24 protein-coding genes are annotated in these 26,996 nt (G+C 62.2%); 14 read left to right on the top strand and 10 right to left on the bottom strand.

Annotated features, from left to right (window positions below; genetic code table 11):
* Positions 1 to 106 precede the first annotated feature (106 nt).
* From bioD to bioB, 5 genes are all read right to left on the bottom strand, one after another.
* On the bottom strand, positions 107 to 787 hold the full coding sequence (bioD, locus tag MUM_RS0104345; protein ID WP_010167429.1) for a dethiobiotin synthase: 681 nt from the start codon (positions 785 to 787) through the stop codon (positions 107 to 109).
* On the bottom strand, positions 784 to 1,596 hold the full coding sequence (gene bioC, locus MUM_RS0104350) for a malonyl-ACP O-methyltransferase BioC (RefSeq protein ID WP_010167430.1): 813 nt from the start codon (positions 1,594 to 1,596) through the stop codon (positions 784 to 786). The genes bioD and bioC overlap by 4 nt, the downstream gene beginning before the upstream one ends.
* Positions 1,589 to 2,320, bottom strand: a complete 732-nt coding sequence (locus MUM_RS0104355) for an alpha/beta fold hydrolase (RefSeq protein WP_003211068.1) — start codon at positions 2,318 to 2,320, stop codon at positions 1,589 to 1,591. Before MUM_RS0104355 ends, bioC begins: the two co-directional genes overlap by 8 nt.
* On the bottom strand, positions 2,313 to 3,491 hold the full coding sequence (gene bioF / locus MUM_RS0104360) for an 8-amino-7-oxononanoate synthase (protein WP_010167431.1): 1,179 nt from the start codon (positions 3,489 to 3,491) through the stop codon (positions 2,313 to 2,315). Before bioF ends, MUM_RS0104355 begins: the two co-directional genes overlap by 8 nt.
* 154 nt (positions 3,492 to 3,645) lie before the next feature.
* On the bottom strand, positions 3,646 to 4,701 hold the full coding sequence (bioB, locus tag MUM_RS0104365) for a biotin synthase BioB (protein WP_010167432.1): 1,056 nt from the start codon (positions 4,699 to 4,701) through the stop codon (positions 3,646 to 3,648).
* A gap of 90 nt (positions 4,702 to 4,791) precedes the next feature.
* Here bioB and MUM_RS0104370 point away from each other — a divergent pair, with 90 nt between their 5' ends.
* From MUM_RS0104370 to rarD, 5 genes are all read left to right on the top strand, one after another.
* A complete protein-coding gene (locus MUM_RS0104370; protein WP_010167433.1) occupies positions 4,792 to 5,529 on the top strand; it encodes a ComF family protein in 738 nt (245 codons plus the stop codon).
* Positions 5,530 to 5,586: 57 nt separating this feature from the next.
* On the top strand, positions 5,587 to 6,351 hold the full coding sequence (locus MUM_RS0104375; RefSeq protein WP_010167435.1) for a TOBE domain-containing protein: 765 nt from the start codon (positions 5,587 to 5,589) through the stop codon (positions 6,349 to 6,351).
* Between the two features lie 71 nt (positions 6,352 to 6,422).
* Positions 6,423 to 8,321 carry a PhoX family protein gene (locus MUM_RS0104380; RefSeq protein ID WP_010167437.1) on the top strand — a complete coding sequence of 633 codons (1,899 nt, stop codon included), beginning with the start codon at positions 6,423 to 6,425 and terminating at the stop codon, positions 8,319 to 8,321.
* Positions 8,322 to 8,483: 162 nt separating this feature from the next.
* A complete protein-coding gene (locus MUM_RS0104385; RefSeq protein WP_010167439.1) occupies positions 8,484 to 9,458 on the top strand; it encodes a serine/threonine protein kinase in 975 nt (324 codons plus the stop codon).
* A 107-nt stretch (positions 9,459 to 9,565) separates the two neighbouring features.
* Positions 9,566 to 10,450 (top strand): EamA family transporter RarD, encoded by an 885-nt coding sequence (rarD, locus tag MUM_RS0104390; RefSeq protein ID WP_010167440.1) that lies wholly within the window; start codon positions 9,566 to 9,568, stop codon positions 10,448 to 10,450.
* Positions 10,451 to 10,672: 222 nt separating this feature from the next.
* Here rarD and MUM_RS0104395 read toward each other — a convergent pair whose 3' ends face one another.
* On the bottom strand, positions 10,673 to 11,191 hold the full coding sequence (locus tag MUM_RS0104395; RefSeq protein WP_010167442.1) for a glycine cleavage system protein R: 519 nt from the start codon (positions 11,189 to 11,191) through the stop codon (positions 10,673 to 10,675).
* Positions 11,192 to 11,611: 420 nt separating this feature from the next.
* Between MUM_RS0104395 and MUM_RS0104400 the strand changes: the two genes are divergently transcribed.
* The gene (locus tag MUM_RS0104400; RefSeq protein ID WP_010167444.1) at positions 11,612 to 13,789 is read left to right on the top strand and encodes a malate synthase G; all 2,178 of its coding nucleotides are present in this window, start codon (positions 11,612 to 11,614) and stop codon (positions 13,787 to 13,789) included.
* 63 nt (positions 13,790 to 13,852) lie between these two features.
* Here the strand turns inward: MUM_RS0104400 and MUM_RS0104405 are convergent, their stop codons facing one another.
* Complete coding sequence (locus tag MUM_RS0104405; RefSeq protein WP_010167446.1) at positions 13,853 to 14,299, bottom strand: response regulator; 447 nt, start codon at positions 14,297 to 14,299, stop codon at positions 13,853 to 13,855.
* Between the two features lie 246 nt (positions 14,300 to 14,545).
* On the opposite strand from MUM_RS0104405, the gene MUM_RS0104410 reads away from it, so the two are divergent.
* The 8 genes from MUM_RS0104410 (at position 14,546) to MUM_RS0104445 (ending at position 23,290) form a co-directional block, all read left to right on the top strand.
* Entirely contained in the window at positions 14,546 to 16,468 is a 1,923-nt protein-coding gene (locus tag MUM_RS0104410; protein ID WP_010167448.1) for a putative nucleotidyltransferase substrate binding domain-containing protein, read from the top strand.
* Positions 16,465 to 17,175: a 3'-5' exonuclease gene (locus tag MUM_RS0104415; protein WP_010167450.1), complete on the top strand. Its 711-nt coding sequence runs from the start codon at positions 16,465 to 16,467 to the stop codon at positions 17,173 to 17,175. Before MUM_RS0104410 ends, MUM_RS0104415 begins: the two co-directional genes overlap by 4 nt.
* 102 nt (positions 17,176 to 17,277) lie before the next feature.
* Positions 17,278 to 17,796 (top strand): RNA polymerase sigma factor, encoded by a 519-nt coding sequence (locus tag MUM_RS0104420; protein WP_010167452.1) that lies wholly within the window; start codon positions 17,278 to 17,280, stop codon positions 17,794 to 17,796.
* Positions 17,793 to 18,770 (top strand): FecR domain-containing protein, encoded by a 978-nt coding sequence (locus MUM_RS0104425; protein ID WP_010167455.1) that lies wholly within the window; start codon positions 17,793 to 17,795, stop codon positions 18,768 to 18,770. The genes MUM_RS0104420 and MUM_RS0104425 overlap by 4 nt, the downstream gene beginning before the upstream one ends.
* 86 nt (positions 18,771 to 18,856) lie before the next feature.
* Positions 18,857 to 21,286, top strand: a complete 2,430-nt coding sequence (locus MUM_RS0104430; RefSeq protein WP_010167458.1) for a TonB-dependent siderophore receptor — start codon at positions 18,857 to 18,859, stop codon at positions 21,284 to 21,286.
* Positions 21,287 to 21,348: 62 nt separating this feature from the next.
* Positions 21,349 to 22,452, top strand: a complete 1,104-nt coding sequence (locus MUM_RS0104435) for a PepSY-associated TM helix domain-containing protein (RefSeq protein WP_010167460.1) — start codon at positions 21,349 to 21,351, stop codon at positions 22,450 to 22,452.
* The gene (locus MUM_RS1000000134565; RefSeq protein WP_010167463.1) at positions 22,449 to 22,625 is read left to right on the top strand and encodes a hypothetical protein; all 177 of its coding nucleotides are present in this window, start codon (positions 22,449 to 22,451) and stop codon (positions 22,623 to 22,625) included. The genes MUM_RS0104435 and MUM_RS1000000134565 overlap by 4 nt, the downstream gene beginning before the upstream one ends.
* A gap of 35 nt (positions 22,626 to 22,660) precedes the next feature.
* Positions 22,661 to 23,290 carry a glutathione S-transferase gene (locus MUM_RS0104445; protein ID WP_010167465.1) on the top strand — a complete coding sequence of 210 codons (630 nt, stop codon included), beginning with the start codon at positions 22,661 to 22,663 and terminating at the stop codon, positions 23,288 to 23,290.
* Between the two features lie 205 nt (positions 23,291 to 23,495).
* Here MUM_RS0104445 and creD read toward each other — a convergent pair whose 3' ends face one another.
* From creD to creB, 3 genes are read right to left on the bottom strand one after another with little or no spacing between them, the layout of a single operon-like run.
* Entirely contained in the window at positions 23,496 to 24,827 is a 1,332-nt protein-coding gene (gene creD, locus MUM_RS0104455) for a cell envelope integrity protein CreD (RefSeq protein WP_010167469.1), read from the bottom strand.
* Between the two features lie 52 nt (positions 24,828 to 24,879).
* Entirely contained in the window at positions 24,880 to 26,319 is a 1,440-nt protein-coding gene (gene creC / locus MUM_RS0104460; RefSeq protein WP_010167471.1) for a two-component system sensor histidine kinase CreC, read from the bottom strand.
* Positions 26,319 to 26,987: a two-component system response regulator CreB gene (gene creB, locus MUM_RS0104465; RefSeq protein ID WP_010167473.1), complete on the bottom strand. Its 669-nt coding sequence runs from the start codon at positions 26,985 to 26,987 to the stop codon at positions 26,319 to 26,321. The genes creC and creB overlap by 1 nt, the downstream gene beginning before the upstream one ends.
* Positions 26,988 to 26,996: the final 9 nt, after the last annotated feature.

Here is a 26,996-nt window from a genome sequence, read left to right on the forward strand (position 1 = left end):
GCGTGAACCTGCCTTTAAGAGAATCGTGAACCATTATTGAAGCAGACCTACTGGCAAAACGCCCGTTAAAAACACTAATGGCATAATGCCTTAGCCATAGGCAAAACTAGTCAAGCAGGTCCAGTTGCAAGTACTCCGCCACCGCTTCAGCGCCGGGATGCTTGAGTTTCGGCACCCTTCCCAGGCATGGCGCAGGCAGCCGCTCGGCCAGGGTCGCGAGGTTTTCTTCCAGACGAGAGGTCTTGGGGTCGATGATATTCGCCACCCAGCCTGCCAGCGGCAGACCGTCCCGGGCGATCGCTTCAGCGGTCAGCAACGCATGGCTGATACACCCCAGCCGCACGCCCACCACCAGAATCACCGGCAGCTTCAGCGCCTGGGCCAGGTCCGAGAGGTTGTCCTGATCCGCCAAGGGCACGCGCCAACCGCCCGCGCCCTCAATCAGGGTGAAGTCGGCCTGCTTGGCGAGAATATGCTGCATGGGCTTCAACAACGATTGAACCGTCAGCGCCACTCCGGCTTCGCGGGCCGCCAGATGCGGTGCGATGGCCGGCTCGAACGCCACCGGGTTGACCTCGGCATAGGTCAAGGGCAACGAACACTCGGCCAGCAACGCCAGGGCATCCGAATTGCGCAGGCCCTTGGGCGTCAGCTGGCAGCCCGAGGCCACCGGCTTGCCCGCCGCGGTGCTCTTGCCGGCTTGCCGTGCGGCATGTAGCAGGCCGGCGGCGACGGTGGTCTTGCCGACGTCGGTGTCGGTCCCCGTGATGAAGTAAGCGGCACTCATAGAGGTTTCTCCAGGACGGCGTACACCACTTGATAGGTCGCCGGCAGGCCTTGGGCCTGGCGGAACTGCTCGTAGGCTTGCACCAGTGCAACAATCCGCGCCCGGCCCGTCAAGCCTCCGGGGCGCCCCGGGTTCAAATTGTGCGCACCCAAGGCTTTCAATTCGTGGGTCAGGCTGCGCACGTCGGGGTAATGCAGCACATGGGGACGCTGCTCCAGGCTACGCACCCGCAAGCCACTGGCCGCGCACAACTGCTCATAAGCACTGAACGGCCGGAAGCGGTTCACGTGAACCATGCCATCCGCCGCGCGCCAGCTTTCGCGCAACTCATCCAGCGTACCCACGCACAGGCTGGCAAACGCCAGCACACCGCCGGGCTGCAACACACGACGCGCTTCGCTGAGCACTGCTGCAAAATCCGAGCACCACTGCACCGCCAAACTGGAGTAGATCAGCCCGCAGCTGGCGTCCTGCAAGGGCAAGCGCTCGGCATCGCCAGCGATAAAGTGCTGCGCGCCGCCCAAGGGCCTGGCGTGGTTGAGCATGCCTTCGGCAATGTCCAGGGCCACGCCTTGGCTGTCCGGAAATGACTGGCCCAGCACGCGACTGAAATAACCCGTGCCGCAGCCCAGGTCCAGCCAGCGTTGCGGCGAAATACCTTCCGGCAGACGCCGCAGCAGCTCGCTGCCCACCGCGCGTTGCAATTCGGCAACGCTGTCGTAACTGGCCGCTGCGCGAGAAAAGGAGGCCGCTACCTGGCGCTTGTCTGGCAAGCCGCCGGGCAGCGCAGGATGGGATAAATCAGTCATCACCGCACTCATGCAAAAAAGCCTGGATGGCCCCCGCCACACCGTGGGGGTCCTCCAGTAGAAAAGCGTGACCGGCCTGTTCAATCAGGCCGATTTCAACATCGGGCAACAAGGCGAACAACTCACTGGCCACTTCAGCCGGAACCAGCCCGTCCAGCCCGGCAAACAGATGCAACTGCGGCCCTTGAAAGTCGACCAACGCCTGACGGGTGTCCAATCGGCCCAACAGCTCCAGACCACTGAGCAAGGTCTGCGCGGAGGTTTTAGGGGCACCCGCCAGCAATAGCCGAGCAAGTGATCGAGGATCGCTGGAACCCCGGGCGCAAAGCAGACTGAAGCGTTTTAACGTCGCAACCGGATCAAGGCGGCAACCGTTAAGAAACGCAATAAAATCCTCTTCGTGCATGCCATGGTCCCAGCGGGACCAGGCCACGAAGCTTGCGTTGCTGGCAAAGGTGAGCAAACCGCAACAATGATCACCGCGCCGGGCGGCCAACTCGGCAGCAAGCATGCCGCCGAGGGACCAACCACCCAGCCAGACGTCTTGGGGCAAGGTCGAATCCAGCTCATCGAGCCACTCTTGAAGGTCGTCCGACTCCACGTCCGGCAACGGTTCGATCTGCACCTGCAAGTGTTCATCCAGCCCCTGCAACGCCGCCGCCAACGGCTCCAGCGGCGAAACGCCGAGGCCCCAGCCGGGCAGCAATATCAGTCGATCACGCATGGTCGGGCTCCTGGCCTAACAAGCGGAAACACTCTTCCAATGCGCTTAACAATAGCTGCACCTGCGCCTCACTGTGGGCCGCTGTCAGGGTCACCCGCAGTCGCGCGCTGCCAGCGGGCACAGTCGGTGGACGGATCGCGGTCACCATCAGCCCACGCTCGCGCAACATCTGCGACAAACGCACGGCACGGGCACTGTCGCCAATCATGATCGGCTGGATCGGCGTGAAACTGTCCATCAGCTCCAGGCCGATCTGCTCGGCGCCCAGGCGGAATTGGCGGATCAGCCCGTTGAGATGCTCACGCCGCCAATGCTCGGTGCGCAGCAGTTCCAGGCTTTTCAGCGTGGCGCAGGCCAGCGCCGGCGGTTGGCTGGTGGTGTAGATATACGGGCGGGCAAACTGGATCAGGCTTTCGACCAGTTCCTCACTGCCTGCCACAAACGCCCCGGCAGTACCAAACGCCTTGCCCAGGGTGCCCACCAATACCGGCACGTCCTCCTGGCTCAGGCCAAAATGCTCGACGATCCCGCCACCGTTGGCGCCCAAAGGCCCGAAGCCATGGGCGTCATCCACCATCAGCCATGCGCCCTTGGCCCTGGCTTCACGGGCCAGCGCCGGCAGGTCGGCCACATCGCCGTCCATGCTGAACACGCCGTCGGTCACCACCAGCGTATTGCCGGTGGCTTTCTCCAGACGCTTGCCCAGGCTTTCCGCGTCGTTGTGCAGGTATCGATTGAAGCGCGCCCCGGAGAGCAAACCGGCATCCAGCAACGAGGCGTGGTTAAGGCGGTCTTCGAGCACCGTATCGCCCTGCCCCACCAACGCCGTGACGGCGCCGAGGTTGGCCATGTAACCGGTGGTGAACAGCAGTGCTCGCGGGCGACCGGTGAGGTCGGCCAGGGCTTCTTCCAGTTCATGGTGCGGCGTACTGTGGCCAATCACCAGGTGCGAAGAGCCACCGCCCACACCCCAGCGCGCCGCGCCCGCACGCCAGGCTTCGATCACTTGCGGGTGATTGGCCAGGCCCAGGTAGTCGTTGTTGCAGAACGCCAGCAACGGCTGGCCATCGACCACCACTTCAGGGCCTTGCGGGCTCTGCAGCAGTGGACGTTGACGATACAGGTGTTCGGCACGACGGGCCGCAAGACGCGCGGCGAGATCGAAAGACATGAGACCTCGATTAAGCAAACCGAACGCGGTCAACCCTGTGGGAGCTGGCTTGCCTGCGATGACGGCGGCACATTCAGCATCAATGCGTCTGATAGACCGCTATCGCAGGCAAGCCAGCTCCCACACTGGATCGCACGTCGGCAGGAGAAATGGCTTAAACAGCCGCGTTGTAGAACTGCTCGCTGCTCTTTTGCTCCACCAGCGCCTGCTCGATCGCCGCCTGGTGCACTTCATCGGCGTGCTCTTCACGGGCTTCCGGCAAGATGCCCAGGCGCGAGAACAGCTGCATGTCCTTGTCCGCCTGCGGGTTGGCGGTGGTCAGGAGTTTATCGCCGTAGAAAATCGAGTTGGCGCCGGCAAAAAACGCCAGGGCCTGCATCTGCTCGTTCATCGCTTCACGCCCGGCCGACAGCCGCACATGGGACTGCGGCATCAGGATGCGCGCCACCGCCAGCATGCGGATGAAGTCGAACGGGTCGATGTCGTCGGCATTTTCCAGCGGGGTACCGGCGACTTTCACCAGCATGTTGATCGGCACCGATTCCGGATGCTCCGGCAGGTTGGCCAGCTGGATCAGCAGGTTGGCGCGGTCGTCCAGCGACTCGCCCATGCCGAGGATGCCGCCCGAGCAGATCTTCATCCCCGATTCACGCACGTACGCCAGGGTTTGCAGGCGTTCGCTGTAGGTGCGGGTGGTGATGATCGAGCCGTAGAACTCCGGCGAGGTGTCGAGGTTGTGGTTGTAGTAATCGAGGCCGGCCTGGGCCAGGGCTTCGGTCTGGTCCTGGTCGAGACGGCCGAGGGTCATGCAGGTTTCCAGGCCCATGGCTTTCACGCCTTTGACCATTTCCAGCACGTAGGGCATGTCTTTGGCCGACGGATGCTTCCAGGCGGCGCCCATGCAGAAACGGGTCGAACCGATGGCCTTGGCGCGGGCGGCCTCTTCGAGGACCTTCTGCACTTCCATCAGCTTTTCTTTTTCCAGGCCCGTGTTGTAGTGGCCCGACTGCGGACAATATTTGCAATCTTCCGGGCAGGCACCGGTCTTGATCGACAGCAGCGTGGAAACCTGGACGCGGTTGGCGTCGAAATGCGCGCGGTGCACGGTCTGCGCCTGGAACAACAGGTCATTGAAGGGCTGGACAAACAGCGCTTTGACTTCGGCTAAAGACCAATCGTGACGCAGGTTGGCAGTGATACTGGCGCTCATGGGCGATTCCTTGATTATGCTTTGGCAAGCCCTGCGGGGAGTAATACCCACAGGCACGACACGGATGCTCGGCATATTTAAGGAAGATTCATGCACTGTCAACTCGACAACAAACACAAGGTTTACATCTGGTTAAAAAGCAACCAACCCTGTTTAGTCTGCGACGAGCACAGCGAAACCGCCCATTCCATCTGCAACGTCTGCGAAACCGAGCTGCCGTGGCTGATGGATCAGTGCGACGTGTGCGCACTGCCGTTACCCATGGCGGGCCTGGTGTGCGGCCAATGCCTGAAGCGACCGCCGGCGTTTAAACAGGTGGTTGCACCCTGGGCCTACAGCTTTCCCGTCGACAGCCTGATCAGCCGCTTCAAGCATCAGGCGCGCTGGCCGCTGGGCCATTTGCTTGCGCACCTGCTGGGGCAATTCCTGCAACACCGGTATGACGATGCCGGCCTCGCGCGCCCCGACTGCCTGCTGCCCGTACCCTTGGCCCGCAAACGCCTGCGCCAACGGGGTTACAACCAGGCGGCGATGCTCGCACGCTGGCTGAGCAAAGACCTGAACATCCCTTACGATGAGCACCTGCTGTTACGGCCTCATGAAACCGTGGCGCAACAGGCCCTGGACGCCAAGACCCGTCAGCGCAACCTGCTCCAGGCCTTTGCCTTGGCGGACAATGCCCTGGTCAAAGGCCGGCACCTGGCGCTGATCGACGACGTACTCACCACCGGCGCCACCGCCAACAGCCTCGCCCGGCTGTTGATGGACGCCGGCGCGCGGCAGGTTGATGTGTATTGCCTGGCGCGTACGCCCAAGCCGGGCACATGACTTGACTCCGAGGCGCCCTGCCCGCAACGTCTGCCCATTCCATCAAAGCGTGTGCCCATGTCCCTGCCAACCCTCCTGAGCCAACACATCGTCCGCCGTCCCCAGCGTATTGCCCTGCTGCAACACATTGCCGAGCAAGGCTCCATCACCCGCGCGGCGAAGAGCGCGGGCTTGAGCTACAAGGCCGCGTGGGACGCCATCGACGAGTTGAACAACCTGGCGCAAAAGCCCTTGGTGGAACGCAGCGTCGGCGGCAAGGGCGGCGGCGGCGCCAGGCTGACGGCCGAAGGTGAACGGGTACTACGCCTCTACCAACGCCTGCAGGTGGTGCAAGCCCAGGTGCTGGATTCCGCCGAAGACGCCAGCGACTTCAACCTGCTGGGCCGCCTGATGCTGCGCACCAGCGCGCGCAACCAGTTGCACGGCAAGGTCATTGCGATTCACAGCCACGGTCGCAACGACCTGATTCGCCTGGAACTGGCCGCAGGCCTGAGCCTGGATGCGCAAATCACCCACGACAGCACCTTGCACCTGGAACTGGAGACCGGCACCGAAGTCGTCGCCCTGATCAAGGCCGGCTGGCTTGAAGTGCTGGCCGCGAAGCAGTCCGCAACACCTGGACACAATTGCCTGGAAGGAAAAATCGAGGCCATTCTCGACGCCGATGATGGCCCCAGCGAGGTCCGTATCACCCTGCCCAATGGCCAGGTTTTATGCGCCCTGGCCCAGCCCGACGCGCTCGTACAGCTCAAGGCCGCCGAAGGCCTGCAGGTGAAGGTGCAGTTCTCCCCCAGCAATGTGCTGCTGGGCACCCCCGCGTAACGCTTCAAACTGCAACAATTTCGTCACGACCGCTCCCTAAGGTGGCTGCAAAAACCCGCAGGGAGCCTGAAATGAGCCTATTAGAAGAAAACCAAGCCACCGACCTGGAACAGATGATCGGCCTCACCCGCCGGCGTTTTATCGGCGCCGGCGCCCTCTGCGGTGCGGCGATGTTCCTCGGCGGCAACTTGCTGACCCGCAGCGCCCTGGCGGTCAACGCCGCGTCGAACAGCCCGTTGCTGGGTTTCGCCAGCATCGCCGCAGCCACCAGCGACACCATCACGTTGCCGCCCGGCTACAGCGCTTCGGTGCTGATCAGTTGGGGCCAGCCACTGCACAAGAATGCGCCAGCCTTCGACCCCAGCGGCAACGGCACTGCCACGGCCCAGGAACAGCAGTTCGGCGACAACAACGACGGCATGAGCCTGTTCGCCTTCCCCGGGGACAACAACCGAGCGCTGATGGCGATCAACAACGAATACACCAACTACCGCTACCTCTACGCCCACGGCGGCGCGCCACAATCGGCCGAAGACGTGCGCAAGGCGCTGGCCAGCGAAGGTGTGTCAGTGATTGAAGTACGGCGTAAAGGCGACACCTGGCAGTTCGTCCAGGACTCGCGCTACAACCGGCGCATCCACGGCAACTCGCCGATCCGCTTCGGCGGCCCCGCCGCGGGCCATGCCTGGCTGAAAACCAGCGCCGACAAGACCGGCAAAAAAGTCCTCGGCACTTTCCAGAACTGCGCCAATGGCAAGACTCCGTGGGGCACTTATCTCACCTGCGAAGAAAACTTCACCGACTGCTTCGGCAGCAGCAACCCGCAACAAACCTTCGACGCCGGGCAGAAACGCTACGGCGTGGTGGCCGCCAGCAAAGATATCAACTGGCATCAGCACGACTCGCGCTTCGACATGGCCAAGAACCCCAACGAACTCAACCGTCATGGCTGGGTGGTAGAAATCGACCCGTTCGACCCGCAATCCACCCCTGTCAAACGCACCGCCCTGGGCCGCTTCAAGCACGAAAACGCCGCCCTGGCTGAAACCCGCGACGGCCGCGCCGTGGTGTACATGGGCGACGACGAGCGCGGCGAGTTCATCTACAAGTTCATCAGCCGCGACAAGATCAACCACAAGAACCCCAAGGCCAACAAAGACCTGCTAGACCACGGCACCTTGTACGTGGCGATCTTCGATGCGGGCGACGGCAATGCCGACCATCCCAAGGGCCAGGGCCAATGGGTCGAACTGACCCACGGAAAGAACGGCATCGACGCCAACACCGGCTTTGCCAGCCAGGCCGAAGTGCTGATCCACGCACGCCTGGCCGCCAGCGTGGTGAAAGCCACCCGCATGGACCGCCCGGAATGGATCGTGGTCAGCCCTACCGACGGCCAGGTGTATTGCACCCTGACCAACAACGCCAAGCGCGGCGAAGACGGGCAGCCGGTGGGCGGCCCGAACCCGCGGGAGAAAAACGTCTACGGGCAGATCCTGCGCTGGAAGGCCTCTGCCTCCGACCATGGCGCGCCGGATTTCAGTTGGGACTTGTTTGTGGTGGCTGGCAACCCGACCGTGCATGCCGGGACGCCAAAGGGCGGCTCGTCCAACATCAACCCGCAGAACATGTTCAACAGCCCGGACGGCCTGGGCTTCGACAAGGCCGGGCGGTTGTGGATCCTCACTGATGGCGACTACAGCAACGGCGGCGACTTTGCCGGCATGGGCAACAACCAAATGCTCTGCGCCGACCCGGCGACCGGTGAAATTCGCCGGTTCATGGTAGGGCCGGTGGCCTGTGAGGTGACCGGGATCAGCTTCTCGCCAGACCAGAAAACCCTGTTTGTGGGGATTCAGCATCCAGGGGAAACCGGTGGCTCGACCTGGCCGGAGCACCTGCCGAATGGCAAGCCACGGTCTTCGGTGATGGCGATTCGTCGGGATGATGGCGGGATCGTCGGCGCCTGACAAGGCACCATCGCGGGCAAGCCCGGCTCCCACAGTTGACCGAGTCCTCCTGTGGGAGCCGGGCTTGCCCGCGATGGCGGACTAACAGTCACCACCTATCTCGACCCCGGTGCGTTACCATACCCGGCCGGACGCGGCGCCCTGCTGCGCGCAGGAGTTCGCATGGCACACCCGTTTGAAACACTGACCCCTGACCTGGTGCTCGACGCAGTCGAAAGCATCGGTTTCCTCAGCGACGCCCGCATCCTCGCGCTCAACAGCTACGAAAACCGCGTCTATCAGGTCGGCATCGAAGACGCCGAGCCCCTGATCGCCAAGTTCTACCGGCCCCAGCGCTGGACCAACGAAGCCATCCTCGAAGAACACAGCTTCACCTTCGAGCTGGCCGAGTGCGAAGTGCCCGTGGTGGCACCGATGATTCACAACGGCGAAAGCCTGTTCGAACACGCCGGTTTCCGCTTCACCCTGTTCCCGCGCCGTGGTGGCCGCGCGCCGGAGCCGGGCAACCTCGACCAACTGTATCGCCTCGGCCAACTGCTCGGCCGTCTGCACGCGGTCGGCTCCACCCGCCCTTTCGAACACCGCGAAGCCCTGGGCGTGAAGAATTTTGGTCACGATTCCCTGAACACCCTGCTGGAAGGAAATTTCATTCCCAAAAGCCTGCTGCCGGCCTACGAGTCCGTGGCCCGCGACCTGCTCAAGCGTGTGGAAGAGGTCTACAAGGCCACGCCCCACAAGAACATCCGCATGCACGGCGATTGCCACCCCGGCAACATGATGTGTCGCGACGAGATGTTCCACATCGTCGACCTCGACGATTGCCGTATGGGCCCCGCCGTACAAGACCTGTGGATGATGCTCGCTGGCGACCGCCAGGAATGCCTGGGACAACTCTCGGAATTGATGGACGGTTACCAGGAATTCCATGACTTCGACCCGCGCGAACTGGCCCTGATCGAACCACTGCGGGCCCTGCGCCTGATGCACTACAGCGCCTGGCTTGCACGCCGCTGGGACGACCCGGCGTTCCCCCACAGTTTCCCGTGGTTTGGCAGCGAGCGTTACTGGGGCGACCAGGTGTTGGCGTTGCGCGAGCAATTGTCGGCGCTCAATGAAGAACCGCTGAAGCTGTTCTGATCCCTACCGTCTGGGCCCAAGCCTTGGGCCCTACACTTTCAACACACATCCCCTGACAAATATCCTTACAATCGCGGCTTTGTTAGCTGCCTAAGCAAGGATTCTGCATGCAAGCCGCCAACCCCCGTCGCGGGTACATATTGGGCCTGAGCGCCTACGTCATCTGGGGCCTGTTCCCGATCTACTTCAAAGCCATCGCCAGCGTTCCCGCCGCAGAAATCATCGTTAACCGCGTGCTGTGGTCTGCGCTGTTCGGCAGTTTGCTGCTGCTGGTCTGGAAACACCCGGGCTGGCTTCGTGAACTGCGGGACAACCCCAAGCGCCTGGCGATCCTGGCCCTGAGCGGCACCTTGATCGCGGGTAACTGGCTGACGTACGTGTGGTCGGTGAACAGCGGCCGCATGCTTGAGGCCAGCCTGGGTTATTACATCAACCCGCTGGTGAACGTGCTGTTGGGCATGGTGATCCTGGGCGAGCGCCTGCGCCGCCTGCAATGGGTGGCCGTGGGCCTGGCGGCGGTCGGCGTGGCGCAACAGGTGTGGCAAGTCGGCAGCCTGCCGTGGGTGTCGCTGGTACTCGCCGCGACCTTTGGTTTCTACGGGTTGATCCGCAAGCAGGCGCCGGTCAAGGCATTGCCCGGACTGGTGGTGGAAACCTGGATGCTGGTGCCGATTGCCATCGCATGGCTGCTGTTCAATCCGTCCGCCCACAGCGCGCAGATGGCGTTCTGGAGCACCTCGGAGGCGTGGTGGCTGGTAGCGGCAGGCCCGGTGACGTTGATCCCGCTGGTGTGTTTCAACGCCGCCGCGCGGCATTTGCCCTACACCGCCTTGGGCTTCCTGCAATACGTGGCGCCCACCCTGGTGCTGCTGGAAGCCGTGCTGCTGTTCAACGAACACCTGGCGCCCGCCACGCTGATCGCTTTCTGCTTTATCTGGGCCGGCCTGGTGGTCTACAGCCTCGACGCCTGGCTGACCGTGCGGAAAAACTGATCAAATAACGTACAAACCCCTGCAAGCCATAGCCGGCGTGGCTTGCAGCCATTCACCCCAAGGTTATCCACAGCCTGGTCCCCGGCGTTTGTGCACAAGCCCTTGAAACTGCTCGTTTTTTGCTCAACCGGCGAAGAACCACGGCCCGCGCGGGCTGGACGCGGGTCTCTACAGGTTATCCACAGGCCCATGCAAGATTTCCATGCATAACCTTGTGGGCAACTATTCCTCGCTGCGTAGTTCCAGTTCCACCATCAAGTCATCCGCCAGGGTTTCCAGCGCGGCCTGCAACGTCTCCAACGGCAGCGTCAACGGCACCGCCAGCAAGGCTTCGGCGTGAAACAACAGGTCGCTGCTCATCGGCGCCGGACGCACGTCTGTGATCAAGCGCTCCAGGTTGACGCCCTGCTTGCTGAGCAGCGCGGTGATGTCGCGAACAATTCCCGGCCGGTCATTGCCCACCAGCGCCATGGCGATCGGTTGCGACTCACTGGCGGCGACCGAACTGCTTTCCCCCAGCAGCACGCGAATGCCGTGAGTGGACAAGTCTTCCAGCGCCCCAATCAAATCCAGACGGTTTTCCGCCGGCACGCTCACGCGCAAAATCCCGGCAAACTGCCCGGCCATGTGCGCCATGCGGCTTTCCAGCCAGTTGCCGCCGTGGGACGCGATGCATTGGGCGATGCGTTCGACCACGCCGGGTTTGTCCGGGGCGATGACAGTCAGTACGAGATGGTCCATGGTGTCGTCCTCTTCTTATGAAAATCAGGTAGGAACCAGGTGTTCCCCTCGCACCTATCAAGGTGGACTCAGGTAGGCACGAAAACAAATCGTGTACCATTTTTATATTTATCTGGAACAATCTAATAGTTTTTTGAGAACATCCCGTACCCCACTGTGACCGTATAACCAAAGTGGGTCGCTAAACGACGTATTTAGTCTAATTTTCACAACCGCAACTCATCATGTAGTATGCCCAATCGCGCACTACATAACGTTAGGTCGATGTCTGCCAAGGCAACCACGCACCGCGACGCAGCCCGCCCAGCCGCCTTCATCGGCATGTACTGGTGCGGCGTATTCGCGGTTTACATGGCCAGAGGCTTCATTGGTAAATTGAAAAGCTGAAAAGCGCATAAGCTCCGCAGAGTGAGGCAAGCAATGACTGAACACGTTCAAGTCGGTGGCCTGCAGGTCGCCAAAGTCCTGTTCGACTTCGTGAACAACGAAGCCATTCCTGGTACCGGCATTACCGCCGACCAGTTCTGGGCCGGTGCCGACAAGGTCATCCACGACCTGGCGCCGAAGAACAAAGCCCTACTCGCCAAACGCGACGATTTTCAAGTGCGGATCGACACCTGGCACCAGGCACATGCCGGCCAGGCCCACGACGCGGTGGCCTACAAAGCCTTCCTTCAAGATATCGGATACCTGCTGCCAGAAGCCGCGGATTTCCAGGCATCGACCCAAAACGTCGACGAAGAAATTGCCCACATGGCCGGCCCGCAGCTGGTCGTGCCGGTGATGAACGCCCGTTTCGCCCTCAACGCCTCGAACGCGAGGTGGGGCTCCCTGTATGACGCGCTGTATGGCACCGACGCCATCAGCGAAGCCGACGGCGCCGAAAAGGGCAAAGGCTACAACAAGGTGCGTGGCGACAAGGTTATCGCCTTCGCCCGCGCCTTCCTCGACGAAGCCGCGCCTCTGGCTGCCGGCAGCCACGTGGACTCCACCGGCTACAAGATCGTCGACGGCAAGCTCGTGGTCAGCCTCAAGGGCGGCAGCAACAGCGGCCTGCGCAGTGATGCCCAGTTGATCGGCTACCAGGGCGATGCTGCCAAGCCGACCGCAGTCCTGCTGAAGCACAACGGCCTGCACTTCGAAATCCAGATCGACGCCAGCACCCCGGTCGGCCAGACCGACGCCGCCGGCGTGAAAGACGTGCTGATGGAAGCCGCCCTCACCACCATCATGGACTGCGAAGACTCCGTCGCCGCCGTCGATGCCGATGACAAGGTAGTGATCTACCGCAACTGGCTCGGCCTGATGAAAGGCGACCTGTCGGAAGAAGTCGCCAAGGGTGGCAAGACCTTTACCCGCACCATGAACGCCGACCGTGTGTACACCGGCGCAGACGGTAAAGACGTGACACTGCACGGTCGTTCGCTGCTGTTCGTGCGTAACGTTGGTCACTTGATGACCATCGACGCGATCCTCGACAAAGACGGCAACGAAGTACCAGAAGGCATTCTCGACGGCCTGCTCACCAGCCTGTCGGCGATCCACAGCCTCAACGGCAACACCAGCCGCAAGAACAGCCGCACCGGTTCGGTCTACATCGTTAAACCGAAAATGCACGGCCCGGAAGAAGCCGCGTTCACCAACGAGCTGTTCGGCCGCATTGAAGACGTGCTGAAGCTGCCACGCAACACCCTTAAAGTCGGGATCATGGACGAGGAGCGCCGCACCACGGTCAACCTCAAGGCCTGCATCAAGGCGGCCAGCGAGCGCGTGGTGTTTATCAACACCGGCTTCCTCGACCGCACCGGCGACGAAATCCACACCTCCATGGAAGCTGGCGCGATGGTGCGCAAGGCTGCCATGAAGGCTGAAAAATGGATCGGCGCCTACGAGAACTGGAACGTCGATATCGGCTTGAGCACCGGCCTGCAAGGCCGTGCACAAATCGGTAAAGGCATGTGGGCGATGCCCGACCTGATGGCCGCCATGCTGGAGCAGAAAATTGCTCACCCGCTGGCCGGCGCCAACACGGCGTGGGTCCCGTCGCCAACGGCGGCCGCGCTGCACGCGCTGCATTACCACAAGGTTGACGTATTCGCCCGCCAGGCCGAACTGGCCAAGCGCGAACGCGCTTCGGTGGACGACATCCTGACCATTCCTCTGGCCCAGAACACCGATTGGTCCGACGAAGAAATCCGCAACGAACTGGACAACAACGCCCAGGGCATCCTCGGTTACGTGGTGCGCTGGATCGACCAGGGCGTGGGTTGCTCGAAAGTGCCGGACATCAACGACGTCGGCCTGATGGAAGACCGCGCCACCCTGCGTATCTCCAGCCAGCACATTGCCAACTGGCTGCGCCACGGCATCGTCAATGAAGCCCAGGTGATGGAAAGCCTCAAGCGCATGGCGCCGGTGGTGGACCGTCAGAACGCCGGTGACGCACTGTACCGCCCGCTGGCTCCCGATTTTGACAGCAACATCGCGTTCCAGGCGGCGGTGGAGTTGGTAGTTGAAGGGACCAAGCAGCCGAACGGCTACACCGAGCCGGTGTTGCACCGTCGGCGCCGGGAGTTCAAGGCCAAAAACGGCCTGTAATCAAGCGCTGGAAACGAAAAAGCCCTGATTTTCCGATCAGGGCTTTTTTTTGGTCACCGGATTTTACTGCACCATCCCCAACTCCCGCTTCACCATCTTCGCCAGCTTTGCGCTATCAATGGGCTTGAGCAAGAAGTCCACCACGCTCAAATGCATGGCATCAATCACGTCCGGCGCTTCAGCGTCCCCCGACATGATGATGATCGGCAGCGCCGCCCGGGTAGACCCGCGCACCTGGCGAATCAATTGCAGCCCGTTGCTCGGGGTCATGCGCAGGTCGGTGATCAGCAAGCCAATGGAGGTGCTGGAGCTCAACAAGTCCCACGCCGCCTCGCCACTGTCTGCGGTCATGCAACGAATGCCGTCCAGGCCAAGAATTTCCGCCAACAGTTCGCGAGAGTCCTTGTCGTCATCCACGATCAAAACCCGTTGTGGCGGTAAATCAGGCTCCTGCATAACAGCGCTCAGGGCCTCGCGCTCGGCGTCACTCAAAATATCGTGGTCGGACATACGTTTCTCGGCAGTTCTGATCAATCTCCCAGCACAGAACTCAGACATCGCCGGAAGGGCGAACAATGTGCACTTCGTCGGAAAGTTTTCCTAGTGGGCGTTCTACGGGGTTTGGACGATATTCATGTAAGGTTTTTCCCTAGTCGTTGAGGACAATTCGCTACCTAGACTTACGTCCAATGGGCACCCGCAGCGCAGGAGTCGACCATGAGGCACGATAACGACAAAAAAACTGCGGTCATAGGTATGAGTAAAGCTGATGCTTTCACACAAGCGGGAAAAACCGCTGTGTTGCAGAACATCCACGGCACCCTGCAATTCCTGCAACGTTTCCCGCCGTTCAACCAGATGGAAAACGCCCACCTGGGATTTCTGGTAGAGCAGTGCCAATTGCGCTTCTACGGCCCCGGCGAGAGCATTCTCAAGCCGTCGGGCGGGCCGGTGGAGCATTTTTATATCGTCAAGCAGGGGCGCGTGGTCGGCGAGCGGCCGGATTCCACAGAAACCACCTTTGAAATCACCACGGGTGAATGTTTCCCGCTGGCCGCGTTGCTGGGCGAGCGGGCGACCCGCACCGAGCATAAAGCCGCCGAAGACACCTTCTGCCTGCAACTGAACAAGCCGGCCTTTATCAAGCTGTTCGCGCTTTCCAGTGCCTTTCGCGACTTTGCCTTGCGCGGGGTGAGCAGCCTGCTGGATCAGGTCAACCAGCAAGTCCAGCAAAAAGCCGTGGAAACCCTCGGCACCCAGTATTCGCTGAACACCCGCCTGGGCGAGTTGGCCATGCGCCACCCGGTGACCTGCAGCCCGCTGACGCCCCTGCGCGAAGCGGTCACGCAGATGCACGAGCAGCAAGTGGGCAGCATCGTGATCGTCGATGAGCACAAGGCGCCCCTGGGGATTTTCACTCTGCGGGACCTGCGCCAGGTGGTGGCCGATGGCACCAGCGATTTCAACCAGGGCATCGAGCGCCATATGACCCAGGCGCCGTTCTTTCTCACGCCGGACCACAGCGCCTTCGACGCCGCGATCGCCATGACCGAACGGCATATTGCCCACGTGTGCCTGGTCAAGGATCAGCGCCTGTGTGGCGTGGTGTCCGAACGTGACCTGTTTTCCCTGCAACGGGTCGACCTGGTGCACCTGGCCCGGACTATCCGCAACGCGCCAAAGGTAGAAAACCTGGTGGCGATGCGTGGCGAAATCGGCCAGTTGGTGGAGCGCATGCTGGCTCACGGGGCGTCCTCCACGCAGATCACCCACATCATCACCTTGCTCAACGATCACACGGTGTGCCGCGTCATCGAGCTGACCCTGGCCGACAAGGGCGGCCCCGGCGTGCCGTTCAGCTGGCTGTGTTTCGGCAGCGAGGGCCGCCGCGAGCAGACGCTGTATACCGACCAGGACAACGGCATTCTGTTTGAAGCCAAAGACGCCGCTGAAGCCGCCGAGATTCGTGGCCGCCTGCTGCCCCTGGCGCAACAGATCAACCAGAGCCTGGCGCTGTGCGGTTTTACCCTGTGCAAGGGCAACATCATGGCCGGCAACCCGGAGCTGTGCCTGTCCCGGGCGGAATGGGCGCGGCGGTTTGCCGGGTTTATTCGCGAGGCCACGCCGGAGAACCTGCTGGGTTCGAGCATCTATTTTGATTTGCGGGTGGTGTGGGGCGATGAACACGGGTGCGAGCAATTGCGCCAGGGCATTCTCGATCAGGTGGCGGACAACCGTTTGTTCCAGCGCATGCTGGCCGAGAACGCGTTGCGCCAGCGCCCGCCGGTGGGGCGTTTCCGGGATTTCGTGCTGACACGCAAAGGCGCCGACAAGGCGACACTCGACCTCAAGGTGCAAGGCCTCACGCCCTTTGTCGACGGTGCCCGGCTGCTGGCCCTGGCCAATGGCATCAGTGCTATCAACACCCTGGAGCGCTTGCGCCAATTGGTGGCCAAGGAAGTCATCGAACGCCTGGACGGCGCGGCCTATGAAGAGGCCTACCACTTTATCCAGCAAACCCGCATGCAACAGCACCAGCTGCAAACCCGCGAGAATCTGCCCTACTCCAACCGCGTCGACCCCGACAGCCTCAACCACCTGGACCGGCGCATCCTGCGTGAGTCCCTGCGCCAGGCCCAACGCCTGCAAAGCAGCCTGACCCTGCGGTACCAGCTGTGAGCTTGTTTGGCTGGTTGCGCAAAGCCACCAAGCCGGGCCTGGACGCAGCGCAACAGCGGCGGGTCGAGCAACTGCCAAAACCCCGGGCGCTGGGGGACGGTTCGTTGCGAGACCAGCGCTGGGTGGTGGTGGACCTGGAAACCAGCGGCCTGAACCTCAATCGTGACCAGGTGTTGTCGATTGGCGCGGTGGTGATCGAAGACGGCGCGGTGGACTTCTCCCAACTGTTCGAACGCACCCTGCAACGGGCCGAAACCAAGCTCAACCCCAGCGTGCTGATCCACGGCCTGGGGCCCAGCGCCATTGCAGCGGGCAGTGATCCGGCTGAAGCGTTGATGGACTTTATGGCGTTTGTCGGCGACAGCCCGTTGCTGGCGTTCCATGCGCCCTTTGATCAACACATGCTCTGCCGGGCCCTCAAGGACAGCCTGGGTTATCGCTTGAACCACCCGTTCCTGGACGTGGCCGACATCGCCCCGCTGCTGTGTCCCGACGCGAACATCCGCGAAGCCGGGCTGGATGACTGGATCGGGCATTTCAAGCTGCAGGTGGGCGAGCGTCACCATGCGAGTGCGGATGCGCTGGCCACGGCGGAGTTGATGTTGATTCTGTTCAGCCGCGCAAGACAGCAGCAGATCGACAGCCCCAAAGCCTTGCAGGAGCGCCTTGGCCAGTGGAAACGTCGCAAACAAGCCCCGTCTTTTTAAACACAGTGCCATCACCCGACCAACGCCAATTGCACCCGTACGACGCCTCTGCCACAATCGCGAATAATTCTCGTTAGTTTAAACTTTCCGATCGGTGTCGCCTTGTCGTCAATCCAAAGTCCCCACAGTGAGCTTGTTGGCGCGTTGTACCGCGACCATCGCAGCTGGCTGTTGGCGTGGCTGCGACGCAACGTGGCCTGCCCCAGCCGTGCCGAAGACCTGAGCCAGGACACCTTCATGCGCCTGCTGGGCCGTGAAGAACTGCGCGAACCCCGCGAGCCCCGAGCGTTTCTGGTGGCCATCGCCAAGGGCCTGTTGTTCGATTACTTCCGTCGCGCAGCGCTGGAACAGGCCTACCTCACTGAACTGATGCTGATCCCGGAAAGCGAACATCCGTCCCCGGAAGAACAGCAACTGATCCTCGAAGACCTCAAGGCCATCGACCGCCTGCTGGGCAAACTCTCGAGCAAAGCCCGCGCGGCCTTCCTCTATAACCGCCTCGATGGCATGGGCCACGCCGAAATCGCCCAGCGCCTGGGGGTTTCCGTGCCCCGTGTGCGGCAATACCTGGCCCAGGGCATTCGCCAGTGCTACATCGCCCTGTATGGCGAGCCGCTGTGAGCCAGGTCGGTTCCAAACCGGTGTCGGCACGGGTGCTCGACGCGGCGATTGCCTGGCAGTTGTCCCTCGACTCGGGCGACGGCAGCGCCGTAGAACAGGAAGAGTTCGCCAAATGGCTGGCCAGTGATGAAGAACACGCCCGCGCCTGGCGCCAGTTGGGCATGCTCGATCAGCGTTTCAGCGTGGCCTCGGGCCCTGCCCGTGCGGCGCTGCTGCAGTCGCGCGAAGGTATTCGCCGCCGCGTGCGCAAGCTCGGCAGCGGCCTGGCCAGTGTGGTGCTGGTATGCGGCCTGGTGGTGTTCGCCGGCCAGCGCTACGTGCCGTTCGACTACTGGCTGGCGGACCAGCGCACCGCCACCGGCGAACAGCGCACCCTGAAGCTGGCCGACGGCACCGTGATCAACCTCAACACCCACAGCGCCATCGACGTGCGCTTTGACGAGAAACGCCGGGTGATCGTGTTGCAGGAAGGCGAGATCCTCGTCGAAACCGGCCACAACGACGCCCGCCCGTTTTTTGTCGAAACCCGCGAAGGCAGCCTGCGCGCCCTGGGCACGCGGTTTATCGTCAAGCGCGAAGAAGACGGCACGCGCCTCAGCGTGTTGCAGTCTGCCGTTGGCGCGCAACCCGAGGCGCTGCCTCAGGAGCAGATCTTCAAGGAAGGCCAGCAAGTGCTGATGCGCCGCGACGGCCTCGGCCCAATGCTCGCCGTCAGCCCCGGCACCGACGCCTGGACACGCGGCATGCTGGTGGTGGACAACGCGCGCCTCGGCGATGTGGTTGCTGAGCTGAGCCGCTACCGCACCGGGTACCTGGGTGTGGATAAACAGGTGGCCGACCTGCGGATCACCGGCAGCTTCCCGCTGCACGACACCAACCTGGCGCTGAACGCGTTGCTGCCGACCTTGCCCGTGCAAGTCGAGCAGCACACGCCGTGGTGGGTGACGGTTTCCGGCAAGCCTGCAACCCAATAGAAATTATTTTCATTCAGCCCTATCACTTTTTGCATCTCGTTCGGCACATAGGCAATTGAGAAATATTTCCATTCAGGAGCCGCCGTATGTCCCGCACGCTAGACACCTTGTTGCGCCCCAGCCTGTTAGCCGTGGCCATTGCCCTCAGCGCCCCGCTGGCCAGCACCCAGCTGATCGCAGCCGAACAGGCCTCCAGCGTGCGTGCCTACAACCTGCCGGCAGCACCGCTGGCCACCACCCTGAACCAGATCGCCAGCCAGGCGGGCTTGGCGCTGACGCTGAATCCTGGATTGGCGTCGGGCAAGACGTCTGCACCGGTGAAGGGCCAATTCGATGCGCAGGGTGCGTTGCGTGAAGCGTTGCGTGGGACCGGTTTGCAGCTGGAGCAAAGCAGCGCGGGCACGTTCAGCCTGGTAGCGATTCCGGATGGGGTTGTGGCGTTGCCGGAGACAAGCATTACCGGGCAGGCCAATGCGGAAAGTGCATGGGGGCCGGTGGAGGGTTACCTGGCGACTCGCACCGCCGCTGGCACCAAGACCGATACCGCGCTGGTCGAAGCGCCGCGCTCGATTTCTGTCGCCACCCGCGAGCAAATGCAGGACCGCAACGTCCAGAACCTGGATGACGCCGTGAAGTACATGCCCGGCATCGTGTCCGCCAGCTATGGCAGCGACACCCGCTACGACTGGATGCGTGTTCGCGGTTTCGAACCCACCCAGTTTCTCGACGGCCTGCCGCTGCCTCGCGGCGTGTATGCCAACCCGAAAGCCGAAACCTGGAACCTCGACCGCCTCGCGCTGCTGCGCGGGCCGGCTTCGTCGGTCTATGGCCAGACCCCGCCGGGCGGCCTGCTGGACATGGTCAGTCGCCGCCCCAGCGCTGAATCGAGCAATGCCATCCAGGTGCAATACGGCAGCGACAACTATCGCCAGATCAACTTCGCCAGCACCGGCAAGATCGATGATGAAGGCCAGTTTCTCTACGGACTCAGCGGCGTGGTGCGCGATGCCGGCACTCAGGTCGATCACATCGACAACAAGCGCTACAACATCGCGCCCAGCCTGACGTGGAATATCGACACCGACACCAAGCTGACTTTCCTGTCGCAGTTCACTCGTGACGATACCGGCGCCACCAGTCAGTTCCTGCCGATTGTAGGCACCAAGATCCACTCGCCACTGGGCGACATATCTCATCACAAAAACCTCGGCGATCCGGACTACGAGTACTACGACCGCACCTACTACGCACTGGGCTATGCCTTTGAACATCGCTTCAACGATACCTGGCAGTTCAAGCAGAACCTGCGCTACACCAAATCGGAATTGTCCTTCCAGCAACTGACCGTCGGTTCCTACGGATACTCGACCATTGATGCCGAAGGCAACACCAGCCGCTCGTCGACCAACGTGGACGAAAACATCGGCCAGTTCGCCGTCGACAACAATTTCCAGGCTGACTTCGCCACGGGCGACATCACCCACACCTTGCTGCTGGGCCTGGATCATCAGCGCACCGACACCTCGTATCTGTCGATCTTCGGTGACGGCGGGACGGTCAATCTCTACAACCCGGTCAACACCAAGCCGGTGGTGCGCCCGGCGCGCTCCACGGCGTATTACGACTACAACCAGAAAACCATCCAGACCGGCCTTTATGCCCAGGACCAGATGGCCCTGGACAAGTGGCGCCTGACCCTGGGCGGTCGTGAAGACTGGGTGCACCAAGGCACCACATACTTCAACAAGAACGACGCGACCAATACCGACCGCAGCAAGAACTTCAGTGGCAACGCGGCGCTGAGCTATGTGTTCGATTCCGGGTTCGTGCCGTACCTCTCCTACGCCGAATCCTTCCAGCCAGCGAGCAACGCCAGCGTTTCGCCGACCGAGTCGTACAAACCCACTGAAGGCAAGCAATGGGAACTCGGGGTCAAGTATCAGCCGCCTGGCTCAAATACTCTGCTGAGTGCCGCGGTGTATGACCTGACCCAAAAGAACGTGCTGGTTACCAGCTTCGGGGCCGGTGGCCAGTCAATCACCAACCAGACCGGCGAAGTGAAGGTCAAGGGCCTGGAGCTGGAAGCGGTGTCTGACGTGACCGAGAACCTCAAGGTCATCGCCGCTTACACCCTGGCCAAGTCCGAGGTACAAAAAGGCCAATACAAAGGCAACCGCCTGCAACTGATGCCCAACCAGCAAGCCTCCCTGTGGACCGATTACACCTGGCACTCTGGCGTGCTCGACGGCTTCGGAGTCGGCGCGGGCGCCCGCTACACCGGCAACACCTATGGCGACCAGGGCAACACCTGGCTGGGCAAGGCTGACGCCTACACCGTGTTCGATGCCTCCGTGCATTACGACCTCGGCCGTCTGAACAACAGCCTCAAAGGCGCATCGGTGAAGCTCAACGCCACCAATCTGTTCGACAAGGACTACATTTCCACCTGTGATGCCTCCTACTGCTACTACGGCGACCAACGCAGCGTGGTCGCCAGTGCCACCTACCAGTGGTAATCGACTGAGTTAACAACCAGGCCGCCCTTATGGGCGGCTTCGGTGTGTCTGAAGGCTAGAAAATGAAAAGCAAAACCATCCGCCGCTGGTCCTTCATCCACACCTGGACCAGCCTCGTCTGCACGGTATTTCTGCTGCTGCTCGCCCTCACCGGCCTGCCGTTGATCTTCCACCACGAGATCGATCACCTGCTGGGAAACGAGCCCGAGCTGGCGCAAATGCCCGCCGACACCCCGCAGCTGAACCTCGAACAACTGGTGGCCAAAGCCCAGGCCCATCGCCCCGGCGAAGCCATGCAGTACCTCGCCTGGGACGAAGACGACAAGAACGGCGTGATCGCGATCATGGCCGCCACTGCCGGCACCGAACCCAATTCTTCCCATACCTTCATGCTCGACGCCCGCACCGGCGAAGCCGTGGAAACCCCTTCGGCCAACGGCGGGCTGACGATGTTCCTGCTGCGCCTGCACGTCAACATGTTCGCCGGGCTGCCGGGCAAGTTGCTGCTGGCGTTCATGGGCATCCTGTTTGTGTTGGCGATCATTTCCGGCACGGTGCTGTACCTGCCCTTCATGCGTCGGCTGAAGTTCGCCACCGTGCGCCAGGACAAATCCACGCGCCTGCGCTGGCTCGACCTGCACAACCTGATCGGCGTCGTCACCCTGACCTGGGCGTTGGTGGTGGGCGTGACCGGCGTGATCAGCGCCTGCGCCGACCTGATCATCGCGGCCTGGCGCACCGACAGCCTCAGCGCGATGATCGAACCCTACAAGAACGCCCCGCCACTGACCTTGCGCGCGCCCGCCACCGACCTGCTGACAATCGCCGCCAAGGCCGCGCCCGGCATGGAGCCGGACTTTATCGCATTCCCCGGCACGCGCTTTTCCAGCGAGCATCACTACGCGGTGTTCATGAAAGGCAGCACCCACCTGACGTCGCACCTGCTGACGCCAGTGCTGATCGACGCGAGCAACCTGCACGTCACCGCCATCGCCGAACGGCCGTGGTACATGGACGCCATGGGCATGTCGCAGCCGCTGCACTTTGGTGACTACGGCGGCATGCCGATGAAGATCCTCTGGGCAGTGCTGGACGTGCTGACCATCATCGTCCTGGGCAGCGGCGTGTACCTGTGGCAGGTACGGCGCAAGGCGGCCAAGTCATGAAGCCGCGGCAGTCGAGTTTCTGGAAGGTGTTTGGCATTCCGCTGGCCATCGGGCTGCTGAGCGCGGCCGGGTTGTTTGCGGCGTTGCTGGGGGACGGGTTGTGGGATTCGTTGAGCTGGGTCGGGCTAGGTATTCCGGCGGTAATTGGCAGCTGGGCGTTGCTCAAGCGTTGAGATAGATTAGCGCTGCCCTTTTCCGAGGAATGCCCATGTCCATCCCCAGCATGACGTTGTTCCACAACCCCGCCTCGCCGTTTGTGCGCAAGGTACGGGTGCTGTTGCACGAGACCGGCCAACTGGACCGCGTGACCTTGCACGCCTGCATGCCGACACCGATCGCGCCCGACGCCGATGTGATCCTGGACAACGCGGTGGGCAAGATCCCCGCGCTGCGCCTGGCCGACGGCAACGCGCTGCATGACAGCCGGGTGATCCTCGATTACCTCGACCACCAACACACCGGCACCCCGCTGATCCCCCGAGACGGCCCGGCCCGCTGGCGACGCCTGACCCTGGCCTCGACCGCCGACGGGATCATGGATGCCGCCGTGCTAGTGCGTTACGAAACCGCCATGCGCCCGGTGGAAAAACACTGGGACTTGTGGCTGGAAGGCCAGCGCGACAAGATCCGCCGCGCCCTCGACATGCTGGAACAGGACGCCATCACCGAACTGACCGGGCCGTTTGATGTGGCGGCGATCAGCGTGGCCTGTGCGCTGGCTTACCTGGATTTCCGCCACCCGGACATGCAGTGGCGGTCCAGCCATCCGAAGCTGGCGGCGTGGTATGCCGAGGTGAGTCAGCGGCCGTCGATGTTGCAGACCCAGCCGCCGGCCTAACCGACTGCAAGGGCTCTTCTGTGGCGAGGGAGCTTGCTCCCGCCGGGCTGCGCAGCGGCCCCAAAAATCCTGGGAGCGCTTCGCACTCCAGCGGGAGCAAGCTCCCTCGCCACAAACAGCTCTCGGGCAACAGGGAATAGCGCGTTGATCCTCGCCACCAATTGCGCGCCCTCTTGCTGATCCTCCCGCAACCCCAACGACCGACTCATCGCTTGCCCACCCCATACCAATCCAGCTTGCGGGTCAGCACCATCACCGTGCCCAGTAACCCGAACAGCAGCAACGAGCCCATCAACAACGCGTAATCTTCCGCACTCAACAACCCGTACAACAAGCCATACAACGCCGCCAACCCCACCGAAAACCCCAGGCCATGGGCGACGCTGCGCAGCACATGGCAGACGTAAAACCCAATCAACAGCACACAGGCAGCCGCCGATATCAGGTACGCCGGGCCAAACCCGATGTGCTCCGACAACGACAACAGCAGCAGGTAGAAAAACGCCAGGGCAACCCCCACCAACGCGTACTGGATCGGGTGCACCGCCAGGCTCTTGAGCACCTCGAACAGGAAGAAGCCGGCAAACGTCAGGGCGATAAACAGCAGCGCATATTTGATCGCCCGGTCACTCTTGAGGTACTGGTCCACCGGGTCGATAAAACTCACGCCGAAGCTGCGGCTGTTGAAGTCATCACACACCTGATCCCAGGTGCAACCGCCCATGGTTTCTTCCAGGTTGGTGGAGAAGAACGTGGTCTGCCAGTTGGCGGTAAAGCCTTGGGCGGTGACCTCGCGCTGGGTCGGCAGGAAGTTGCCGATAAAGCTCGGGTGCGGCCAGTTCGACGCCAGCTTGACCTGGCTGGTCTTGCCCACCGGCACCACTTGCAGTTGCTCGGTACCTTGCAGGCGCAGGTTGAAGGCGAAATCAAAAGGTGACGGCTTCTTGCTGTCCTGCTCGGGCAGCATCACGTGAACGCCCTCCCCCAGCCACGCCACTTGAGTGCCCGGCGAAAACGCCAGTTGCTGGCTGCCCAGCTCCAGCTTCAGCGCGTTTTCGATGCCACGAATGTCGCTGATACCCACCGCCAGATACGCCGGGTCAAACTGGTAATCACCAAAGTTCTCCTTGATACCCCACTGCTCCGGCAACACAAACCGCCCGCTGATACGGTTGTCAGCGTGGAACAGCCGCGCCTGGTAAATGCCCCGGGCGCGCACTTCGGTTTGCACCTGGCCGTCGAGGGCAAATTGCTCCGGCAGGAAATACAGACGACCGCGCACTTCACGGGTTTCTTCGTAGCGTTCGTTGAGCTTTTCATTGAGCTTCCACTCCCGGACGGTCTTGCGATACGGCACCACCAGCACCGGGCCACTGAGGCGCTGGCTGTAGCTGGAACTGCGGGCGATATCCTGCAAGACGTCGTCGCGCAACTGCTGACGGTCGGTAATCACGCCGTGGATCATCAGCAACGGAATCAACAACAGCACGATCAGCAGCGCGATGGCGCCCAGTTTGAAAAGCAGATTGCGGTTCATGAAGCTCTCCCTGTTTTGATGGGGGAGAGTCTGGCCGGCGCTTAAGGGGGATTTATGAAGGGAATGTGGAGACTGTGTGGAGATGCAGTTTGACCTGCACGCCGCCGGGCACGTTGCCGATCTGCAATGAACCGCCGTGCAGCTTCATCACTTCCTCGACAAAATTCAGCCCCAGGCCCGTGCTCTTACGCCCGCTGGCCGGGCGCGGCAGGGAATAAAAGCGTTCGCTGAGACGCGGCAAGGCGTATTCGGGGATCGGTTCGGCCTGGTTGAACAGGGTGAATTCGATGCCGTCATTCAGGGCCCGGGCGCTGAACCGCAATGCGCCACCGGACGGGGTAAAGTCCAGGGCGTTTTCCAGCAGATTGCCCAGTGCCTGGCGCAGCAGGAACGGCTCGCCGTACACCTGCACATCCACTGCAATCGCCTGTTCGACCTGCAATCCGGCGCCTTCGATGCGCGCGCATTGGGCCTTGAGCACTTCGTCCACCAGCGCCGCCAACGACATACTGGCCTGGTCTTCCAGGCCCTGGCGCTGCTCCACCTGGGCCAGGTTCAGCAGGCGCTCGATCAACTGCTGCAAGCGCGCGCTTTCACTGTCGATATTGCCCACGAAGCGCTGCTGCTGGTCACGGGACATGTCGCCCTGCAACAGCTCCGCCGCGCCGCGAATCGCCGCCAGCGGGCTTTTCAATTCGTGGGTCAGGGTGTGCACATAACGCTCGACGTACGCCTTGCCTTCCAGCTGGGTGCGCATGTGTTCCACGGCGGTGGACAGTTGCTCCAGCTCACCACCGCGATAGTGCGGCAACTCGGCACGCCGGCCTTCGCTGACCGCCTGGGCATACGCCGTGAGCCGGCGCAGCGCGACACTCAACCACCACGACAACAAAGCGCCGAACAGCAGGCCCAGGCCCACCAGCCCGGCGCCGTACCACAGCAGCCGGTCTTCGGTACGATCCACATAGGGCTGCAACGAGCTGTTGGGTTTGGCCACGGTGACCACGCCGATGATCTGCCCGTTATCGCGGATCGGCGCGCCAACGTGCATCACCGATGAGGCCGGGTCGTCCAGTTCGCTGCGGGTGGAACGTGCGCCGTATTCGCCGCGCAAGGTCAGGTACACGTCGTTCCATTTCGAGTAGTCCTCGCCTACCGCCTCGCCGGTGGAGTCCAGCAACACGATGCCCTTGGCGTCGGTGACGTAGATGCGGTGGTTGACCTGGTTTTTCGGCAGGCCCCAGATATTCGCGCCCGGCTGACGTTCGCCGTACGCCTTGAGCAGCTCGGGCCAGTGGCTCTGGCCGAGGGTGCCGTTCTTCACATCGTCACGCAGGATTTCCGCCAGCAGGTTGGCGGTGTCCACCAGGGTTTCTTCGGTGGACTGGCGCACGCCGGGGCGGATTTCCTTCATCACGGTGCTGAGCACAAAGTAACCGGTCAGGCCGATAAACAGCGCGTACACCAGGAAAAACCGGATCCCCAGGCGCATCAGCTGTTGCCCGGGCTGTAGCTGTAGCCCAGGCCGCGATGGGTCTGGATGGGTTCGGCGTCAGGCGCCACCGTGCGCAATTTGCTGCGAACGCTCTTGATGTGGCTGTCGATATTGCGCTCGTAGCCAGCATCCGCAGCCACGCCCACGGCGTCCAGCAGTTGTTCGCGGCTGAAGACCCGCTCGGGTTGCTCCAGCAGGCTTTGCAGCAGGCGAAACTCATGGCGCGTGAGGCTCAGGGGCTGGCCGCGGTAACTGATCTGCATGCGCTCCAGGTCCACCTGGAACATCGCCGGTGCGACACCGGGGCCCACACGCTTGAGAATCGCCCGTACCCGCGCCGCCACTTCACGTGGGCTGAAGGGCTTGACCACATAGTCGTCGGCACCGATCTCAAGGCCCACCACGCGGTCGATCTCGCCGTCCCGGGCACTGAGGAACATCACCGGCACTTCGCTGAAGCGCCGCAGCTGTTTGCAGGTTTCAAAGCCGGTGATGTCCGGCAGGCCGATGTCGAGGATGATCAGGTCCGCCGGGGTTTGCCGCTGATGGGCCAGCGCCGCCTGGCCGAGGCTCAGCCAGGTGGTGGTGAAGCCCTCGCCTTGCAGGGCAAAAATCAGCGTGTCGGCGATGGCCGCTTCGTCTTCGACAATCAGGATATGCGGCATGGTGGTCCG

It is taken from the genome of Pseudomonas sp. PAMC 25886, from assembly GCF_000242655.1.
Taxonomy (GTDB): Bacteria; Pseudomonadota; Gammaproteobacteria; order Pseudomonadales; family Pseudomonadaceae; genus Aquipseudomonas.